The sequence below is a fragment of the Bosea sp. Tri-49 genome (assembly GCF_003952665.1).
Lineage (GTDB): Bacteria > Pseudomonadota > Alphaproteobacteria > Rhizobiales > Beijerinckiaceae > Allobosea.
The window spans coordinates 4,424,383-4,439,255 of the sequence record NZ_CP017946.1; the positions used below are offsets into that span (position 1 = coordinate 4,424,383).

14 protein-coding genes are annotated in these 14,873 nt (G+C 66.7%); 8 read left to right on the forward strand and 6 right to left on the reverse strand.

All coding sequences use genetic code 11. The features are described 5' to 3' along the window. From BLM15_RS21415 to BLM15_RS21435, 5 genes are all read left to right on the forward strand, one after another. On the forward strand, positions 1-690 hold the full coding sequence (locus BLM15_RS21415) for an RNA-binding protein (protein ID WP_126114655.1): 690 nt from the start codon (positions 1-3) through the stop codon (positions 688-690). Then, positions 687-3,512 (forward strand): translation initiation factor IF-2, encoded by a 2,826-nt coding sequence (gene infB, locus BLM15_RS21420; RefSeq protein ID WP_126114656.1) that lies wholly within the window; start codon positions 687-689, stop codon positions 3,510-3,512. The genes BLM15_RS21415 and infB overlap by 4 nt, the downstream gene beginning before the upstream one ends. 100 nt (positions 3,513-3,612) lie before the next feature. After that, positions 3,613-4,047 (forward strand): 30S ribosome-binding factor RbfA, encoded by a 435-nt coding sequence (rbfA, locus tag BLM15_RS21425; protein WP_126114657.1) that lies wholly within the window; start codon positions 3,613-3,615, stop codon positions 4,045-4,047. After that, on the forward strand, positions 4,040-4,984 hold the full coding sequence (gene truB / locus BLM15_RS21430) for a tRNA pseudouridine(55) synthase TruB (protein ID WP_126114658.1): 945 nt from the start codon (positions 4,040-4,042) through the stop codon (positions 4,982-4,984). The genes rbfA and truB overlap by 8 nt, the downstream gene beginning before the upstream one ends. Before the next feature lie 171 nt (positions 4,985-5,155). Then, entirely contained in the window at positions 5,156-7,225 is a 2,070-nt protein-coding gene (locus BLM15_RS21435) for a methyl-accepting chemotaxis protein (RefSeq protein WP_126114659.1), read from the forward strand. 8 nt (positions 7,226-7,233) lie between these two features. Here the strand turns inward: BLM15_RS21435 and BLM15_RS21440 are convergent, their stop codons facing one another. Beyond that, on the reverse strand, positions 7,234-8,133 hold the full coding sequence (locus BLM15_RS21440) for an AraC family transcriptional regulator (protein ID WP_126114660.1): 900 nt from the start codon (positions 8,131-8,133) through the stop codon (positions 7,234-7,236). A 300-nt stretch (positions 8,134-8,433) separates the two neighbouring features. Here BLM15_RS21440 and BLM15_RS21445 point away from each other — a divergent pair, with 300 nt between their 5' ends. After that, positions 8,434-8,820, forward strand: a complete 387-nt coding sequence (locus tag BLM15_RS21445; RefSeq protein ID WP_126114661.1) for an Atu4866 domain-containing protein — start codon at positions 8,434-8,436, stop codon at positions 8,818-8,820. Between the two features lie 37 nt (positions 8,821-8,857). Here BLM15_RS21445 and BLM15_RS21450 read toward each other — a convergent pair whose 3' ends face one another. Continuing rightward, positions 8,858-9,469 (reverse strand): NAD(P)-dependent oxidoreductase, encoded by a 612-nt coding sequence (locus tag BLM15_RS21450; protein WP_126114662.1) that lies wholly within the window; start codon positions 9,467-9,469, stop codon positions 8,858-8,860. Positions 9,470-9,588: 119 nt separating this feature from the next. Between BLM15_RS21450 and BLM15_RS21455 the strand changes: the two genes are divergently transcribed. Further along, entirely contained in the window at positions 9,589-9,960 is a 372-nt protein-coding gene (locus tag BLM15_RS21455) for a winged helix-turn-helix transcriptional regulator (RefSeq protein ID WP_126114663.1), read from the forward strand. Here BLM15_RS21455 and ligD read toward each other — a convergent pair whose 3' ends face one another. From ligD to BLM15_RS21475, 4 genes are all read right to left on the reverse strand, one after another. Then, a complete protein-coding gene (ligD, locus tag BLM15_RS21460) occupies positions 9,961-12,507 on the reverse strand; it encodes a DNA ligase D (protein WP_126114664.1) in 2,547 nt (848 codons plus the stop codon). It lies immediately after the preceding gene. A gap of 18 nt (positions 12,508-12,525) precedes the next feature. Continuing rightward, a complete protein-coding gene (ku, locus tag BLM15_RS21465; protein WP_126114665.1) occupies positions 12,526-13,404 on the reverse strand; it encodes a non-homologous end joining protein Ku in 879 nt (292 codons plus the stop codon). Next, positions 13,404-13,646: a hypothetical protein gene (locus tag BLM15_RS21470; protein ID WP_126114666.1), complete on the reverse strand. Its 243-nt coding sequence runs from the start codon at positions 13,644-13,646 to the stop codon at positions 13,404-13,406. The genes ku and BLM15_RS21470 overlap by 1 nt, the downstream gene beginning before the upstream one ends. An 80-nt stretch (positions 13,647-13,726) precedes the next feature. Then, positions 13,727-14,224, reverse strand: coding sequence for an NUDIX domain-containing protein (locus BLM15_RS21475; protein WP_126114667.1), 498 nt, complete (start codon positions 14,222-14,224; stop codon positions 13,727-13,729). Positions 14,225-14,409: 185 nt separating this feature from the next. Here BLM15_RS21475 and rpsO point away from each other — a divergent pair, with 185 nt between their 5' ends. After that, positions 14,410-14,679 (forward strand): 30S ribosomal protein S15, encoded by a 270-nt coding sequence (gene rpsO / locus BLM15_RS21480; RefSeq protein ID WP_126114668.1) that lies wholly within the window; start codon positions 14,410-14,412, stop codon positions 14,677-14,679. Positions 14,680-14,873 lie beyond the last annotated feature (194 nt).

The following is a 14,873-nucleotide window of genomic DNA, read 5'->3' on the forward strand; positions in this document are numbered from 1 at the left end:
ATGAGCCGGCGCGGCCTGCGCGAAGGTCCGGAGCGGACCTGCGCGCTGACGCGGCAGGCGCGGGCGCCGGAGGATCTGATCCGCTTCGTGGTCGGCCCTGGCGACGTGCTGGTGCCGGACATCAGGCGCAAGCTTCCGGGGCGCGGCGTCTGGGTCTCGCTCAGCGTCGCTGCGGTCGGTGAAGCCGTGAAGCGGCGCGCCTTCGAGCGCTCGCTGAAGACGAAGGTGACGGTTTCGCCTGATCTCGCTGCCGAGGTCGACGCCCTTTTGTCCAGGGACGCGATCCAGGCGCTGGCCATGGCGAACAAGGCGGGACTGGTCTCGACCGGCTTTGCCAAGGTCGAGGCACAGGCGGAATCTGGACGCCCTGCTGCGGTGATCGCCGCCAGCGACGGCGCCGAGGACGGCAGACGCAAGATCGGCCAGGCACTCCGGCGGGCCTCGACGCCGAAAGAGATACCGGTCGTAGCGATTTTCGCTGCGGCTGAACTGGAACTGGCGCTCGGGCGTGAGCATGTGATACATGCAGCGCTTGCTCCGGGTCCGGCGACTGAGGGTTTCCTCGCGCGCTGGCGTCGGCTCGTCCGCTATCGGACGAACGATGCTGGCGAAACGGCGTTCATGGACCCGACTGAATCCGACGCACGTGACCAGACGAAGACCGAACCGGTAGGACCGAACGCGGAATGAGTGATACCAAGACCCCAGGCGACAAGACCTTGAGCGTGACGCCTCCCAAGACGTTGTCGCTGAAGCGGCCTGTCGAACAGAGCACGGTCCGGCAGAGCTTCTCGCATGGGCGCTCGAAGCAGGTCGTCGTCGAAGTCAAGCGCCGCGCCGCCGGTCACGAGCCGGCTCCGGCTCCCGTAGTGCGCGCGCCCCAGCCGCCTCAGGCTCCGACGCCGCCACGGCCGCAACCGCCCCAGGCGGCGCCACAGGTCAACCGACCGGCCAGCGGCATGCTGCTGCGCACGCTCTCGGACGACGAGAAGGATGCGCGTCAGCGCGCCCTCTCCGATGCCCGCGCCAGCGAAGCCGAAGCCCGCTCCCACGCCGAGGAGGAAGCGCGTCAGCGCGCCGCCCGCGAACAGCGTGAGCGCGCCGAGCGCGACGCCGCCCAGGCCCGCCAGCGCGAGGAAGAAGACCGCCGCCGGCAGGAAGACGAGCACAAGCGCCGGGCCGAGAGCGCGGCCCGCCAACGCATGAACGAAGAGGCTGCGCCGCCGCGGCCCGCGCCGGTGCGCGATGCAGCACCTGCCAGCGCTCCCCCGGCCTCGACCTACGTACAGACGCCGCGCCCCGCTCCGTCGGGCCCGCGCGAATTCGGCGGACCGCGTCCGCCGATGCGCGATGTCGGCGCAAGGCCTCCGAGCCTCGATGTCCGCCGTCCGCGCGCCGACACGCCGCGGCCGCCGCGCCCTGACGCCAATGCAACGGCCGAGCCGCTCATCGCGCGGCCCGCTCGGCAGGCGCCCTCTTCAGCTGGCGCCCCGCGCAGCCGCCCCGATGACGGCGAGGCGCGTCCCGCTTTCCGCCGCCCGGGTGGAGCTCCCGGCGCGCCCCGAGGCGCACCGGCCCCTGCGCCCAAGACCCCCAAAGTCGGCGAGAAGCCACGCGGCCGCCTGACGCTGTCGACCGCGACCGGTGGAGACGACGAGCGGACCCGTTCGCTCGCCTCCTTCCGCCGCCGCGTGCAGCGCATGACCGGCCATCGCGCTTCGGACGTCGCCAAGGAACGCGTGATGCGTGAGGTGATCATCCCGGAGACGATCACCATCCAGGAACTCGCCAACCGCATGACCGAGCGGGGCGTCGACGTCATCCGCCTGCTGATGAAGCAGGGCGCGATGCACAAGATCACCGATGTGATCGACGCCGACACCGCCCAGCTCGTGGCCGAGGAAATGGGCCACACCGTCAAGCGCGTCGCCGAATCCGACGTCGAGGAAGGCCTGTTCGACACGCCGGACACCGACGAGGCTTTGGTTTCGCGTCCGCCGGTCGTGACCATCATGGGCCATGTCGACCACGGCAAGACCTCGCTGCTCGACGCGATCCGGCAGACCCATGTCGTGACCGGCGAAGCCGGTGGCATCACCCAGCATATCGGCGCCTATCAGGTGACGACGCCGAATGGTTCGAAGGTGACCTTCATCGACACGCCCGGCCACGCCGCCTTCACGGCGATGCGCGCCCGCGGCGCCAAGGTGACCGACGTCGTGGTGCTCGTCGTCGCGGCCGATGACGGCGTCATGCCGCAGACGGTCGAGGCCATCAACCATGCCAAGGCGGCCAAGGTGCCGCTGATCGTGGCGATCAACAAGATCGACAAGGCGGACGCCAATCCAGATCGCGTGCGATCCGAGCTGCTGCAATACGAGATCCAGGTCGAGACGCTCGGCGGCGAGACGCTGGAGATCGAGGTTTCGGCCAAGACCGGCAAGAACCTCGACAAGCTGCTCGAGGCGATCGCCCTGCAGGCCGAGCTGCTCGATCTGAAGGCCAATCCTGAGCGCGCCGCCGAAGGCACCGTGATCGAGGCGAAGCTCGACCGCGGCCGCGGCCCGGTCGCGACCGTACTTGTCCAGCGCGGCACACTGCGCACCGGCGACATCATTGTCGCCGGCTCGGAATGGGGCCGCGTCCGCGCGCTGATCGGCGATACCGGCGCCCACATCAAGGAGGCGCTGCCATCGCTTCCGGTCGAGGTGCTCGGCTTCAACGGCACGCCCGAGGCCGGCGACCGCGTCGCGGTGGTCGAATCCGAGGCGCGCGCCCGCGAGATCACCGATTACCGCGAACGCCAGAAGCGCGACCGTATCGCCGCCCGCGGCGGCGGATCGGGCGCAGGTCGCTCGCTCGCCGAGATGATGCGCGACCTCAAGGAAGGCGCTGGCCGCAAAGAATTCCCGCTCGTCGTCAAGGGCGACGTGCAGGGTTCGGTCGAGGCCATCGTCGGTACGCTCGAGAAGGTCGGCAATGACGAGGTCCGCGCCCGCGTGCTCTCGTCCGGCGTCGGCGGGATCACCGAATCCGACATCACACTCGCCCAGGCTTCGGGCGCTGCCGTGATCGGCTTCAATGTCCGTGCCCACAAGGAAGCGCGCGAGGCGGCCGAACGGGCCGGCGTCGAAATCCGCTACTACAACATCATCTACAACCTCGTGGATGACGTTAAGGCGGCGATGTCGGGCCTGCTGGCCCCGACCTTGCGCGAGACTATGCTCGGCAATGCCCAGATCCTCGAGATCTTCAACGTCTCGAAGGTCGGCAAGATCGCCGGCTGCCGCGTCACCGACGGCACGATCGAGCGCGGCGCCAATGTCCGCCTGATCCGCGACAACGTCGTGGTCCACGAGGGCAAGCTCAGCCAGCTCAAGCGCTTCAAGGACGACGCCAAGGAAGTGGTGGCGGGCCAGGAGTGCGGCATGTCCTTCGAGAACTACCAGGACATGCGCGCCGGCGACGTGATCGAGTGCTATCGCGTCGAGGAGATCAAGCGGACGCTCTGATCGGCCCGCTTGCTCCCCGGATATTCCAGATGGCCGGGCTTTCGCCCGGCCATGACGTTTCAAACCCGTCCGTCCGGTCCGATCCCGGAGAACGAGAACCATGGCAAAGAAACCCAATTCACAGGGCTCCGGGCCCTCACAGCGGCAATTGCGCGTCGGCGAGCTGATCCGACATGCGCTCGCCGAAATGCTGGCGCGCGGCGACATCCATGACGATGTGCTGGCCAAGTACGTCATCACCGTGCCCGAGGTCCGGCTCTCGCCCGATCTCAAGCTCGCGACCTGCTACATCATGCCGCTCGGCGGCCAGGACGTCGCGCCGGTGCTGAAGGCGCTAGCCTCGCATACGCGCTATATCCGCGGCGAGATCGCCCATCGCGTGAACCTGAAATACGCGCCGAACGTCCGTTTCCTGCAGGATGAGAGCTTCGCCGAGGCCGAGCGCGTCGATGCGCTGCTCTATTCGGACAAGGTACGCCAGGACATCCTGAAGCAGCCGCTGCGGATTCAGCAGGACGATCAGAGTGATGACTGAGGCCACGAGCAACCCCGCGGCGGAGGAGCCGCAGCAGGCGCCCGCGCCGCGCCCGAAGAAGCGCGACGTGCATGGCTGGGTCGTGCTCGACAAGCCGGTCGGCATGACCTCGACCCATGCTGTCGCCGTGGTCAAGCGCGCCTTCAGCGCCAAGAAGGCCGGCCATGCCGGTACGCTCGATCCGCTCGCCTCAGGCCTCCTGCCGATCGCGCTCGGCGAAGCGACCAAGACCGTCCCCTTCGTGATGGACGGGCGTAAGGCCTATGAATTCACCGTCGCCTGGGGCTCGCAGACCGATACCGACGACACCGAGGGCAAGGTCGTCGCGACCTCTGAGAAGCGGCCGGACGAGGCTGCGATCGTCGCGCTCCTGCCGCGCTTCACCGGCACGATCCAGCAGGTGCCGCCGAAGTTTTCTGCGATCAAGATCGCCGGCGAGCGCGCGTACGACCTCGCCCGCGACGGCGAGGAGGTGACGCTGCAGGCGCGCCCGGTCGAGATCACCGCGCTACGCATCGTCCAGCACGACGGCCCAACCACCACCTTCGAAGCCGAATGCGGCAAGGGCACCTATGTCCGCGCCATCGCGCGCGACCTCGGTCTGGCACTCGGCTGCCTCGGCCATGTCGCGCATCTGCGCCGGACCCGCGTCGGGCCGTTCGCGGTGGCGGATGCGGCGACCGTGGAGGCGCTGCGCGATGGCGACAACGCCACAGAGGCGCTGCTGCCGGTATCCGCGGCGCTGGCATTGATCCCCGAGATCACCGTGCACCGCGACGCCGCGCTCAGGCTCAAGCGCGGCCAGAGCGTGCTGCTGCGCGGTCGCGACGCACCGCTGGAAGCGGAGGCGGTCTATGCCGTGAGTGGCGGCGTCTTGATCGCCACCGGCTCGATTGCGCAGGGCGAATTCGTCCCGCATCGCGTCTTCAACCTGTAGGCGAGCCCGCTTCCGGCCTACACGCACACGTCCGGAAAACGCTCGGAAACAGTACCTAAATTGCCTGAAAGCCGTGGTTTTCGGGCCGAAATACCCCCCTTTAAAACGAAATTTACCAGTTTAGAGACCTCCTTGAGTGCCAGCCTGCCCCGGCAACCCAAGGAGCCACTCGTGAAGAAGCTCGCCTCGCTCTGGCTACCCATCTCGAACCGGCTCGCCATCCTCGGGATCATCATCATCGCCGCCGCAGTGGCTGCGTCGGTCGTCCTGTCGATCCGCGCTGCCGACAGCGCGATGCGCGAACGGGCTCAGGCCAGCCTGATCGTCAACAGCAACCTGTTGCGCGATGTCCTCGCGTCCAAGGGCGAACCACGGCTCGAAGGGGACAAGCTCTATTTCGGCCCCGAACTGGTGAACGGCAACTTCGCCGCGGTCGACAAGGTCAAGGCGCTCTCCGGCGGCACGGCGACCGTGTTCATGGGCGACACGCGCGTCTCGACCAATGTGCAGAAGCCGGACGGCTCGCGTGCGGTCGGCACCAAGCTGGCACAGGGCCCGGCCCACGATGCCGTCTTCAAGGATCGCAGGACTTACTCGGGCGCCGCCGATATCCTCGGCATTCCCTATTTCACCATCTACGAGCCGATCGTCCAGACGTCGAACAACGCAGTGATCGGCATTCTCTATGTCGGCATCAAGCAATCGGACTTCCTCACCGTCATCGACGAGATGATCCGCAACAACATCGTCGCAGGGCTCGCGATCGCTGCGATCGGCGGAGCACTGCTGTTCTGGCTGACGCGCCGGATGCTGAAACCGCTCGGCCAGCTCAAGGAAACGATGCTGAAGCTGGCTGCCGGCGACCTCGCCAGCGAGCCGCCGAAGCTGCGTAGCGGTGACGAGGTCGCGGCCATGGCCGATGCGGTCGCCATCCTGCGCGAAGCCGCGATTGAGAAGGCGCGGCTGGAAACCGAAGCGACAGAGCAGTCGGAACGCAGCGACTCCGAGCGCCGCAGCAACCAGGCCGAGCGTGAGCGCGCGACGGAGCAGCAGCGCGACCATGCTCGGCAGCAGGAAGCGATCGTTCGCGCCCTTGCTAACGGACTGGAGCGGCTCGCCCAGGCCGATCTGACCTGCCGGCTCGAGGATGCCTTCCCGGCGGAATACGAGCAGCTGCGCGCCGACTTCAACGAAGCCGTCGATCGCCTTTCGGCGACGGTGTCGACGATCCAGTCGACCGCGGCCGATGTAGGTGTCGCGGCGCGGGAGATCAACACGGGCGCTGACGATCTATCGAAGCGGACCGAGGAGCAGGCCTCCTCGCTGGAGGAGACCGCGGCGACGACCGAAGAGCTGGCGGCCTCGGTGAAGGCTTCGGCGCAAGGCGCGCGCCAGGCGGCGGCGATCGCCGAGGAGGCGATGAAGGCAGCGCAAGACGGCGGCGCCATCGCCGGCGAGGCGGTCGCGGCCATGGCCCGGATCGAAGAGGCCTCGAAGAAGATCTCCGACATCATCCGCGTGATCGACGACATCGCTTTCCAGACCAACCTGCTCGCCCTGAACGCAGCGGTGGAAGCCGCCCGCGCCGGCGATGCCGGCAAGGGCTTCGCGGTGGTGGCGAGCGAGGTTCGTACGCTGGCGCAGCGCTCCAGCGAGGCGGCCAAGGACATTTCCGGCCTGATCTCCTCGTCGAACAGCGAGGTCGAGACCGGCGTCAAGCTGGTCCGCCGCGCCGGCGACTCGCTGGAGAAGATCCTGTCGGCCTCGCAGAAGGTCACCGGCACGATCCAGGAGATCTCGGCGGCCTCGGCCGAGCAGGCCCATGGCATCGACGAGATGAGCCAGGCGGTCGCCCATCTCGACGAGATGACCCAGGCGAACGCGGCGCTTGCCGAACAGAGCGCCGCCTCGGCCGGCGCGCTGTCGGGCCGCATCGGCGAGCTCAACACGCTGGTGGCGAGCTTCCGGACGGGGAGCGGCAACGCCCTTGCCGCGGCGACCGGATCGCTTTCCGCCGGCCCTGCGGCCCGCCCAGCAATGCGAGCGCCCGCACGCCCTGTCAGCGCCTCACCGCGATCGGCCGGCCTGGCCGCTCGCGGTGGCGACTCCGAACCCGAACGCCTGCGCCAACTCGCCGAGGCCGCCTTCGCCCAGAGCAAGGCCGCGCCCCAGCGCGAGAGCGCTCCAGCCCGCAAGGCCGTCAATGGCCGCGCCAGCGATGCCGGGTGGGAGGAGTTCTGAGCGCTCTCTCAGCCGCTGAAAACGGCCTCGCCGCCGCGCAGTCGCGCGACATCGCGCAACGGCGGGGCGCCGAACAGACGGCTGTATTCGCGGCTGAACTGCGAGGGGCTCTCATAGCCGACCTCGAAACTGGCCGAGGCTGCGTCGTGCGCATTGGCCAGGATCAGCCGGCGTGCCTCCTGTAGCCTGAGCTGCTTCTGGTATTGCAGCGGGCTCATCGTCGTCACCGCTTTGAAATGCAGGTGCAGCGCGGAGGGGCTCATCCGCGCCTCCGCAGCGACGATCTCGACGCTGAAGGGCTTGCGATAATTACGCTTGATCCAGCCGATGGCGCGGTTGACCTGCTGCAGCTTGCTCTCCGCCACCGCGATCTGGCGCAGGCGTGCCGCCTGCTCGCCGGTTAATAGACGATAGAGAATCTCGCGCTCGGCCATAGGCGCAAGCACCGGAACGTCCGCAGGATTAGCCAACAGGCCGGTCAGCCGGAGCACGGCATCGAGCAGGGCTGGCGTCATCGGGCTGACCGTCATGCCCGGGCCGGGCGGCAGCTCCCGTTCGGCGAGAGGCGCCGACTCCAGCATGAGCGCACTGATGGCGAGCGGGTCGAGCTCGAGCTTGACGCAGAGATAAGGCTTGTCCGGCGTCGCCTCGATCACCTGGCCGATGACGGGCAGATCGAGCGAGACGACGAGGCAGTGGGCCGCATCGTAGCGATAGATCCGGTCCCCCAGGATCACCTGCTTGGCGCCCTGGGCGATGATGCAGAGCGCCGGCTCGTGCAGGCCGTGCATCGGCTCGCTCGGCTGCGAGAGACGGACCACCTTCAGGCGCGGGATCGGCGTCGCGTGAACGCCGTCGGTCGGCGCAAAGCGCGCGATCAACACGGCGAGTTCCTCGACCTGGCGCATGCGGGAATCCTCCTTCACCTGAGACGGGCGGCCGCTTCGACTTCGGACTTTCATATAAGGAAGCGCCGGGGTTTTGCGATGGCTTAGCCTTATCGCTGGAGGATCAGGCAATGATCGCGGCGGATCGGTCTACCGCTTCTCGCCGGCGCAGGTGCATTGTCCAACCATACCGGCAGCGTTGCTGAACAACGGACGCATAGGGCGAACGCCCCGGCGTCCCGTGCCGGTCACTACTGACATGTTCCTGTCAGAGGCGGCGCTATCTGCACCGCCCAACACCCTGAACAAAAGGAGGACATCATGCCCTTCAGCCAGGTCATCCAGTCGCTCGGCGCGATCGCGTCAATCATCACGCCGGCCAAGCGGTCGATCCGCCCGCTCGAGATCGATCTCGAGGTTCCGGAGCCGCTGACCAAGGCCGAGCTTGCCGTGCTCGGCCGCTGGATCAGCGAAGACGGCGCCATCCGGCTCGACCTTCGCCCCAATGGTCGCTTCGGCAAGCAGCGCGACCAGTCGCCAGGTCATGGCGGCCGCTACGAGGTCGATGCGGCGCAGCTCTATTTCGAGAGCGACGCCGGCCATGTCTGGAGCGGCGAACTGCGCCGCGGCCAGCTTGCATTCGGCGAGAAGCGCTTCCGCCGGACCATGCAGTTGAACCCGGTCAGATTGATCCAACCTGACCGGTAAGCTCACACAACGTTGAGGCGGGACCCAGCGTTCCGCCTCAATAGCCGACCGTAAAGCGCTGGCGCACATGCGTCGGCGTCTCCAGCTCATCGACCAGGGCAACGGCATAGTCCTCGGCCGAGATCCGGCTCTGGCCCTTGCCGTCGACCAGGAGCTGGTCCTTGCCGAGCCGGAACTGGCCGGTTCGCACGCCCGGCTCGATCAAGGCGGAGGGCGAAAGGAAGGTCCACTCGAGGCTGCTCTCGCCCTTCAGCAGATCGAGGAAGGCGCCCCCCTTCCTGGCCTCGTCGAGATAGATCGCCGGGAATTCGGGCGTGTCGAACAGCTTCACGCCGGGGGCGACTTCCAGACTGCCTGCGCCGCCGACGACGAGATAGCGTTTCACACCGGACTGCTTCACCGCCGCCAGCAGCGTCGCCGGATCGCTCGCTGAGAAATGCACCGCGCTGATCGCCGCATCATGGCCGGCAAGCAGGGTCGCGAGCCCCTCCTTGTCATAGACATCGCCTTTCTTCGCGGTGATGCCGGCACCCGGCGCCACCTTCTCCGGATTGCGGACGATGGCGGTGACCTGATGGCCGCGGCTGGTGAGCTCGGCGAGCAGGCGCGAACCGATGAAACCGGTGGCGCCGATAAGAGCAATCTTCATGACGAGTGTCCTTAGGTATCCAACGGGAACCAACATCCCAATGGACACCAGATGGCGCATGTGCGATTTTTGCTCAAGAAGGCACTTTCACGCCACAAGGTCACCTACCGGAAACCGCCATGCTGCACCGCCCCGACGCATTCGACGCCCGCTGCCCGACAAGGCAGGTGCTCGACCGGATCGGCGACAAATGGGCAGTGCTGGTGCTGATCCTGCTCGAGCGGGAGACGCTGCGCTTCAATGTACTGCGCCGCAAGATCGAGAACATCTCGCAAAAAATGCTGTCGCAGACGCTGAAGAGCCTCGAACGCGACGGGCTGATCTCACGCCGCGCTTTCCCGACGGTACCGGTCACAGTCGAGTACTCGCTGACGCCGCTTGGGCGCACGCTCGCCGGCACGGTTGCGGCGCTGACACAGTGGGCGGAGGCTCATATCGGCGAGGTCGAGGAGGCACAGCGGCGCTATGACCGAGGTGAGATCGCCGCTTGATCAGCGCTTCAGCGACCGCTTCGGCTTGAAGAATGCAGCCCAGGCGTCGTCGGGCGGGCCCTTCTTCGTAACCTCCGGCGCCTTGAAGGCATCGGGCGCCAGACTCTTCTCCAGCAGTTCCCAAGCGACCGGCATGGCGACGGCGGCGCCGGGACGGGCTCTTGTCGAGAACGGCGCGATCGCAGTCGAGCCGCGGCCATTGCGGAGATAGTCGATGAAGATGCGGCCCTTGCGCGCCTTCTTCGACAGGGTCGCGGTGTAGAGTTTTGGCTGCGCCTGCTCCATCGCCTTGGCGAAGTCGCGGGCGAAGCCCTTGACCTCGTCCCAATCCGCCTTGGGCTTCAGCGGCAGCACGACGTGGAAGCCCTTGCCGCCGGAGGTCTTGAGGAAGCTCTCGAAGCCGAGCTCATCCAAGCGCTGGCGCACGGTCAGTGCCCCCTCGCGCACCCGCTCCATCGGCACGCCCTGGTCGGGGTCGAGATCGAAGATGATCTGGTCGGGCGTCTCGACCGCGTCGATTGTCGCGCCCCAGACATGGACTTCGACCGTGCCGAGCTGGACGAGTGCAGCGAGCCCGTCGAAATCGCGGATGAAGAGCAGCTCTTCGCCATCCTTGTCCTTCATCCGCGAGACCGCCTTATGGAGGCCGGCGCCGGCATGCTTCTGGAAGAAGACCTGGCCGCCGACGCCATCTGGCGCACGCAGCAGGCTGAGCGGTCTTTCGACCACAAAGGGGGCCATGCGCTCCCAAACGCTGGCGTAATAGTCGAGCAGATCCTGCTTGGTGAAGCCGATATCGGGCCAGAGCGGCTTGTCGGGATTGCTCAGCGTCACGGTGGTCTCCGGCCCAGTTGCAGGCTTGCGCGCCGTTTTCTTCGCCACCTTGTCCGACTTAGCCTTGGCAGGCTTCTCCTCGACCACCTCCTCAGCCGGCTTGTCCTCGCGCAGACCGAGGAAGGCCGAGTGCCGCAGGGTCTTCGAGGCCGTCCAGGAGCCGAAGGCGATCTCGGCGACGAGTTCGGGCTTCACCCAGACGATACCACGCTCGCGTCCGGCTTCGCCCCGGAAAGGCGAGGCCTTCGCGGTGATCGCATCGAGCTTTTTCTTCAGCGCAGCAGCTGAGTTGCGGGTGAAGCCGGTGCCGACCCGGCCGGCGGGCTTCAGCTCGTCATCCTCATGATAGCCGAGAACGAGCGAGCCGAGCTGGTTGCGCGAGGCCTTGGACGGGACATAGCCGGCGATGACGAATTCCTGGCGCTGCGTGCATTTCGACTTGATCCAGTCGCGCCCGCGGCCGCTGCGATAGGACGCCTCGGCGCGCTTGGAGATCACGCCCTCCAGCCCCATGCGGCAGGCATGGCGCAGCATGGTCTGGCCCGGCTCGATGAAATGCTCGGAATAACGCAAAGGCGCATCCGCTCCCGCAGCGCTCAGCAGCTCCTCCAGCCGTCCCTTGCGGGCGAGCAGTGGCTCGGGCTGCAGGTTCTCACCGTCGAGATAGAGCAGGTCGAAGGCGAAGAAGACAAGGTTCGCGGTCTTGTCCTCCAACAGCGCTGCCTGGAGCGCGGAAAAGGACGAGATGCCGTTCTCGCTCAACGCAACGACTTCACCGTCGATCAGCGCCGTCTCGCAGGGCAGCGCGGCGAAGGCGTCGACGATCGTTTTGCCGAAGCGTTCGGTCCAATCGAGCCCGGTGCGGGTGAGCAGCTTGACCTGTCCGGCGGATATTCGCGCCTGCAGCCGGTAACCGTCGAACTTGACCTCGTGCAGCCAGGCTTCGCCGGCCGGTGGCTTGTCCTGCAGGGTCGCGAGGCATGGTTCGATGAAGCGCGGTAGCGGCTCGCCTTCGGTCTTTGCCGAACGCCCAGTAGCCTTGGCCTTTGCTGTCTTAGCTTTTGCGGTCTTGGGCTTGGCAACACTGGGCTTGCGGCCTTTCGCGGGCTTTTCGTCGGTCGACCAGACGTCGCCGCCCGGATCCTCGCCGACCTCCTCGACGCTCCTGCCCGACTTCACCGAATCCGGCGCCGTTTCCAAGATGTCCTCGTCGTCGCGGGCGAAATCGTCGTCGACCTTGATCAGCAGCCAGTTGTCGCGCTTCTCGCCGCGGCGGGGCTTCAAACGCACCAGATGCCAGCGGCCGGCGAGCTTATGGCCTTCGAGCGCGAAGGCGAGGTGGCCCTTCTCCATGCCGCGAACGGGATCGCCTTCCGGAATCCATTTGCCTTCGTCCCATATGACGACCGAGCCGGCACCGTACTCGCCCTCAGGAATCGTGCCTTCGAAGGAGCCGTATTCGAGCGGATGGTCCTCGACATGGACGGCGAGGCGCTTCTCTCTCGGGTCGAGGCTCGGCCCGCGCGTCACCGCCCAGGACCAGAGCACGCCGGCATGCTCGAGCCTGAGATCGTAATGCAGGCGGCGGGCGGCGTGCTTGTGGAATACGAAGGCACCGCCGGCTTGTGCTGCCTTCCGACGGCTGGCGGCGCCTTTCGGCTCGCGGGTGCGGGAGAAATCGCGTTTCGAGCGGTAGAGGTCGAGATTGGCCATGGCGCCCTCCGACGCGCGTCAGGCGCTCTTCTTGGCCTTGCCGGCAGCGGGCTTTTTGGTCGGCTTTCGGGTGCCGGCTGGCTTCTTGTCGCGAGTGGATGATTTGCGGGACGAGCCGCCCTCCTCTCCAAGACTCTTCTTCAGCGCCTCGAACAGGTTGACGACATTGGAAGGACGCTCTGCGGGCTTCGCCACCGGCGGCTTCTTGCCCTTGCGCTTGGCCTCGATCAGGTCGAGCAGCGCCTCCTCATAGCGGTCTTCGAAGCCGCTGGGATCGAACGTCGCCTGCTTCTTCTCGATGATGTGGGTGGCGAGGTCGACCAGCTCCTCGTCGAGCTTGCCCTTGCGCAGGCCATCGAAGACCTCGTCCGGCTGGCGCACGGTCTTGTCGTAGCGCAGCGTGGTCAGCAGCAGCCCCTTGTCGAAAGGCTCGATCATCACCGGGCGCTCGCGCCGATAGAGCACGATGCGGGCGATGCCGGCCTTCCTCTGCTTCGCCATCGCCTCGCGGATCACGGCGAAGGCCTCCTCCGAGATCTCGTCGGATGGGCTGAGATAGTGGGGCTGGTCGAAATAGATCTGCGGGATCGCGGCGCGGTCGACGAATTGCTCGATCGACAGCGTGTGCGAGCTCTCGATCTGGACCGCGTCGATCTCGTCCTCTTCGATCAGGAGATACTCGTCGCCGCCGATCTCATAGCCCTTGACCTCATCATCGCTGTCGACTGGCTTGCCGCTGACGCTGTCGATGTACTGACGGCGCACGGTGTTGCCGGTCTTGCGGTTGATGACGCGGAAGGAGACCTTCTCGCTATGGTCGGTCGCCGAGGTCAACTCGACCGCGCAGGAGACTAGCGAGAGCTTGAGATAGCCCTTCCAGGCCGGCCGGGGCGCCATCAGGCCGCCCTCAGTGCCGGGCGGGCCGGGAAGGCCGGCGGCAGGCCGCGCAGCCAGGCTTCGGCGCGGACGATCTCGTCAAGAGTCACGACCGGCACCGGGTCGGAGAGAATCGCAAGCAGGACCTCGCGATCGAGCCGGCCATTGGCGATCACGTCGGCAAGCGCGTCGCGGGTCTCGCGCTCGGCCCTGAGCTGGGCGCCGAGTGCGGCGATGAGACGGTCCTTCGGCATGGCTGGCATGATACTCGACCCCGGTTTGGAGACCTGCGGCGAGTCAACCTGTGGAGCCGACAGAGGTTCCGGCGGGCAGTGCCTCGGAGTCAGCGAGTAGGCTCGTCGTCTATCAGGACTTCCTCCGGCGGGACCGGATCGGGCGCGCCCTCGGCGAGATATCGCGCCAGGATTGCCGGCAGGCTCAACGGTGTGAGCGGTTCGCGGACCTCGCCCAACTCAGCAATCGGCCACCAGCGGTGCTCGACGACGTTCTGCGCCTCGACCTCGTCGGTCATGACCGGATCGAAGCGGGCGACCTCGACGATGCGGTATTCCTCGCGCTGCGAAATCCGGCGGGCGCCCCAGTCGAAGGTATGGTGGCGGCGCCAGACCAATGCTCCGATCCGGAATTCGACCAGCCCGAGTTCTTCGCGGAGTTCGCGCTTCAACCCGTCCTCGATCGTCTCGCCGTGATCGAGCCCGCCGCCCGGCGCGATCCAGAAACATCTCGTCTCTCCCGGCGGCCGCAGGCGAAAGAGCAAGGTCTCCCGGTCCGGCGTGAGGATAAGCGCGCGCACAGCCTGTCTTTCCTCAACCTGCTGCATGCTCTTCTCCAAACCACGACGCCAGAACCCTAGCCTTTCCGCCAGTTTCGTGTATATGCCCGGGCAACCGGCCCAACAGCCGGCTGCGCATCCCTTCCGCGATGAGGCGGATGCGGGCTTCGGACCTTGCTGGACGACATCCCGGCCTGGCCCGCCAGATCAACACCCAACCAAAGGACATGACGATGTCGATCACTGCCGAGCGCAAGACCGCGCTCATCAACGAACACGCCACCAAGCCGAACGACACCGGTTCGCCGGAAGTCCAGGTCGCGATCCTCACCGAGCGCATCAACAACCTGACCGGCCACTTCAAGTCCCACACCAAGGACAACCATTCGCGTCGCGGCCTGCTCAAGCTGGTCTCGCAGCGCCGCTCCCTGCTCGACTACCTCAAGGGCAAGGAAGAAGCGCGCTACAAGACGCTGATCGAGAAGCTCGGCATCCGCCGCTGATCGAGACCGAATTTCCGCCCGGTGCCTCGCTGCTCCGGGCGGTTCTACTAGAGGCCGAGTAACCGGCCTTATTCCGGGAGCGCCGCAATGACGCGACGTTCCCCCTTCAGTGCGGCAGCCGCATGGGGCGGCGCACCGCATGATCCGCCGGCGTCAGCGACGTCCATGGCAGGATCGCCGAGCGCCCGGGCGCC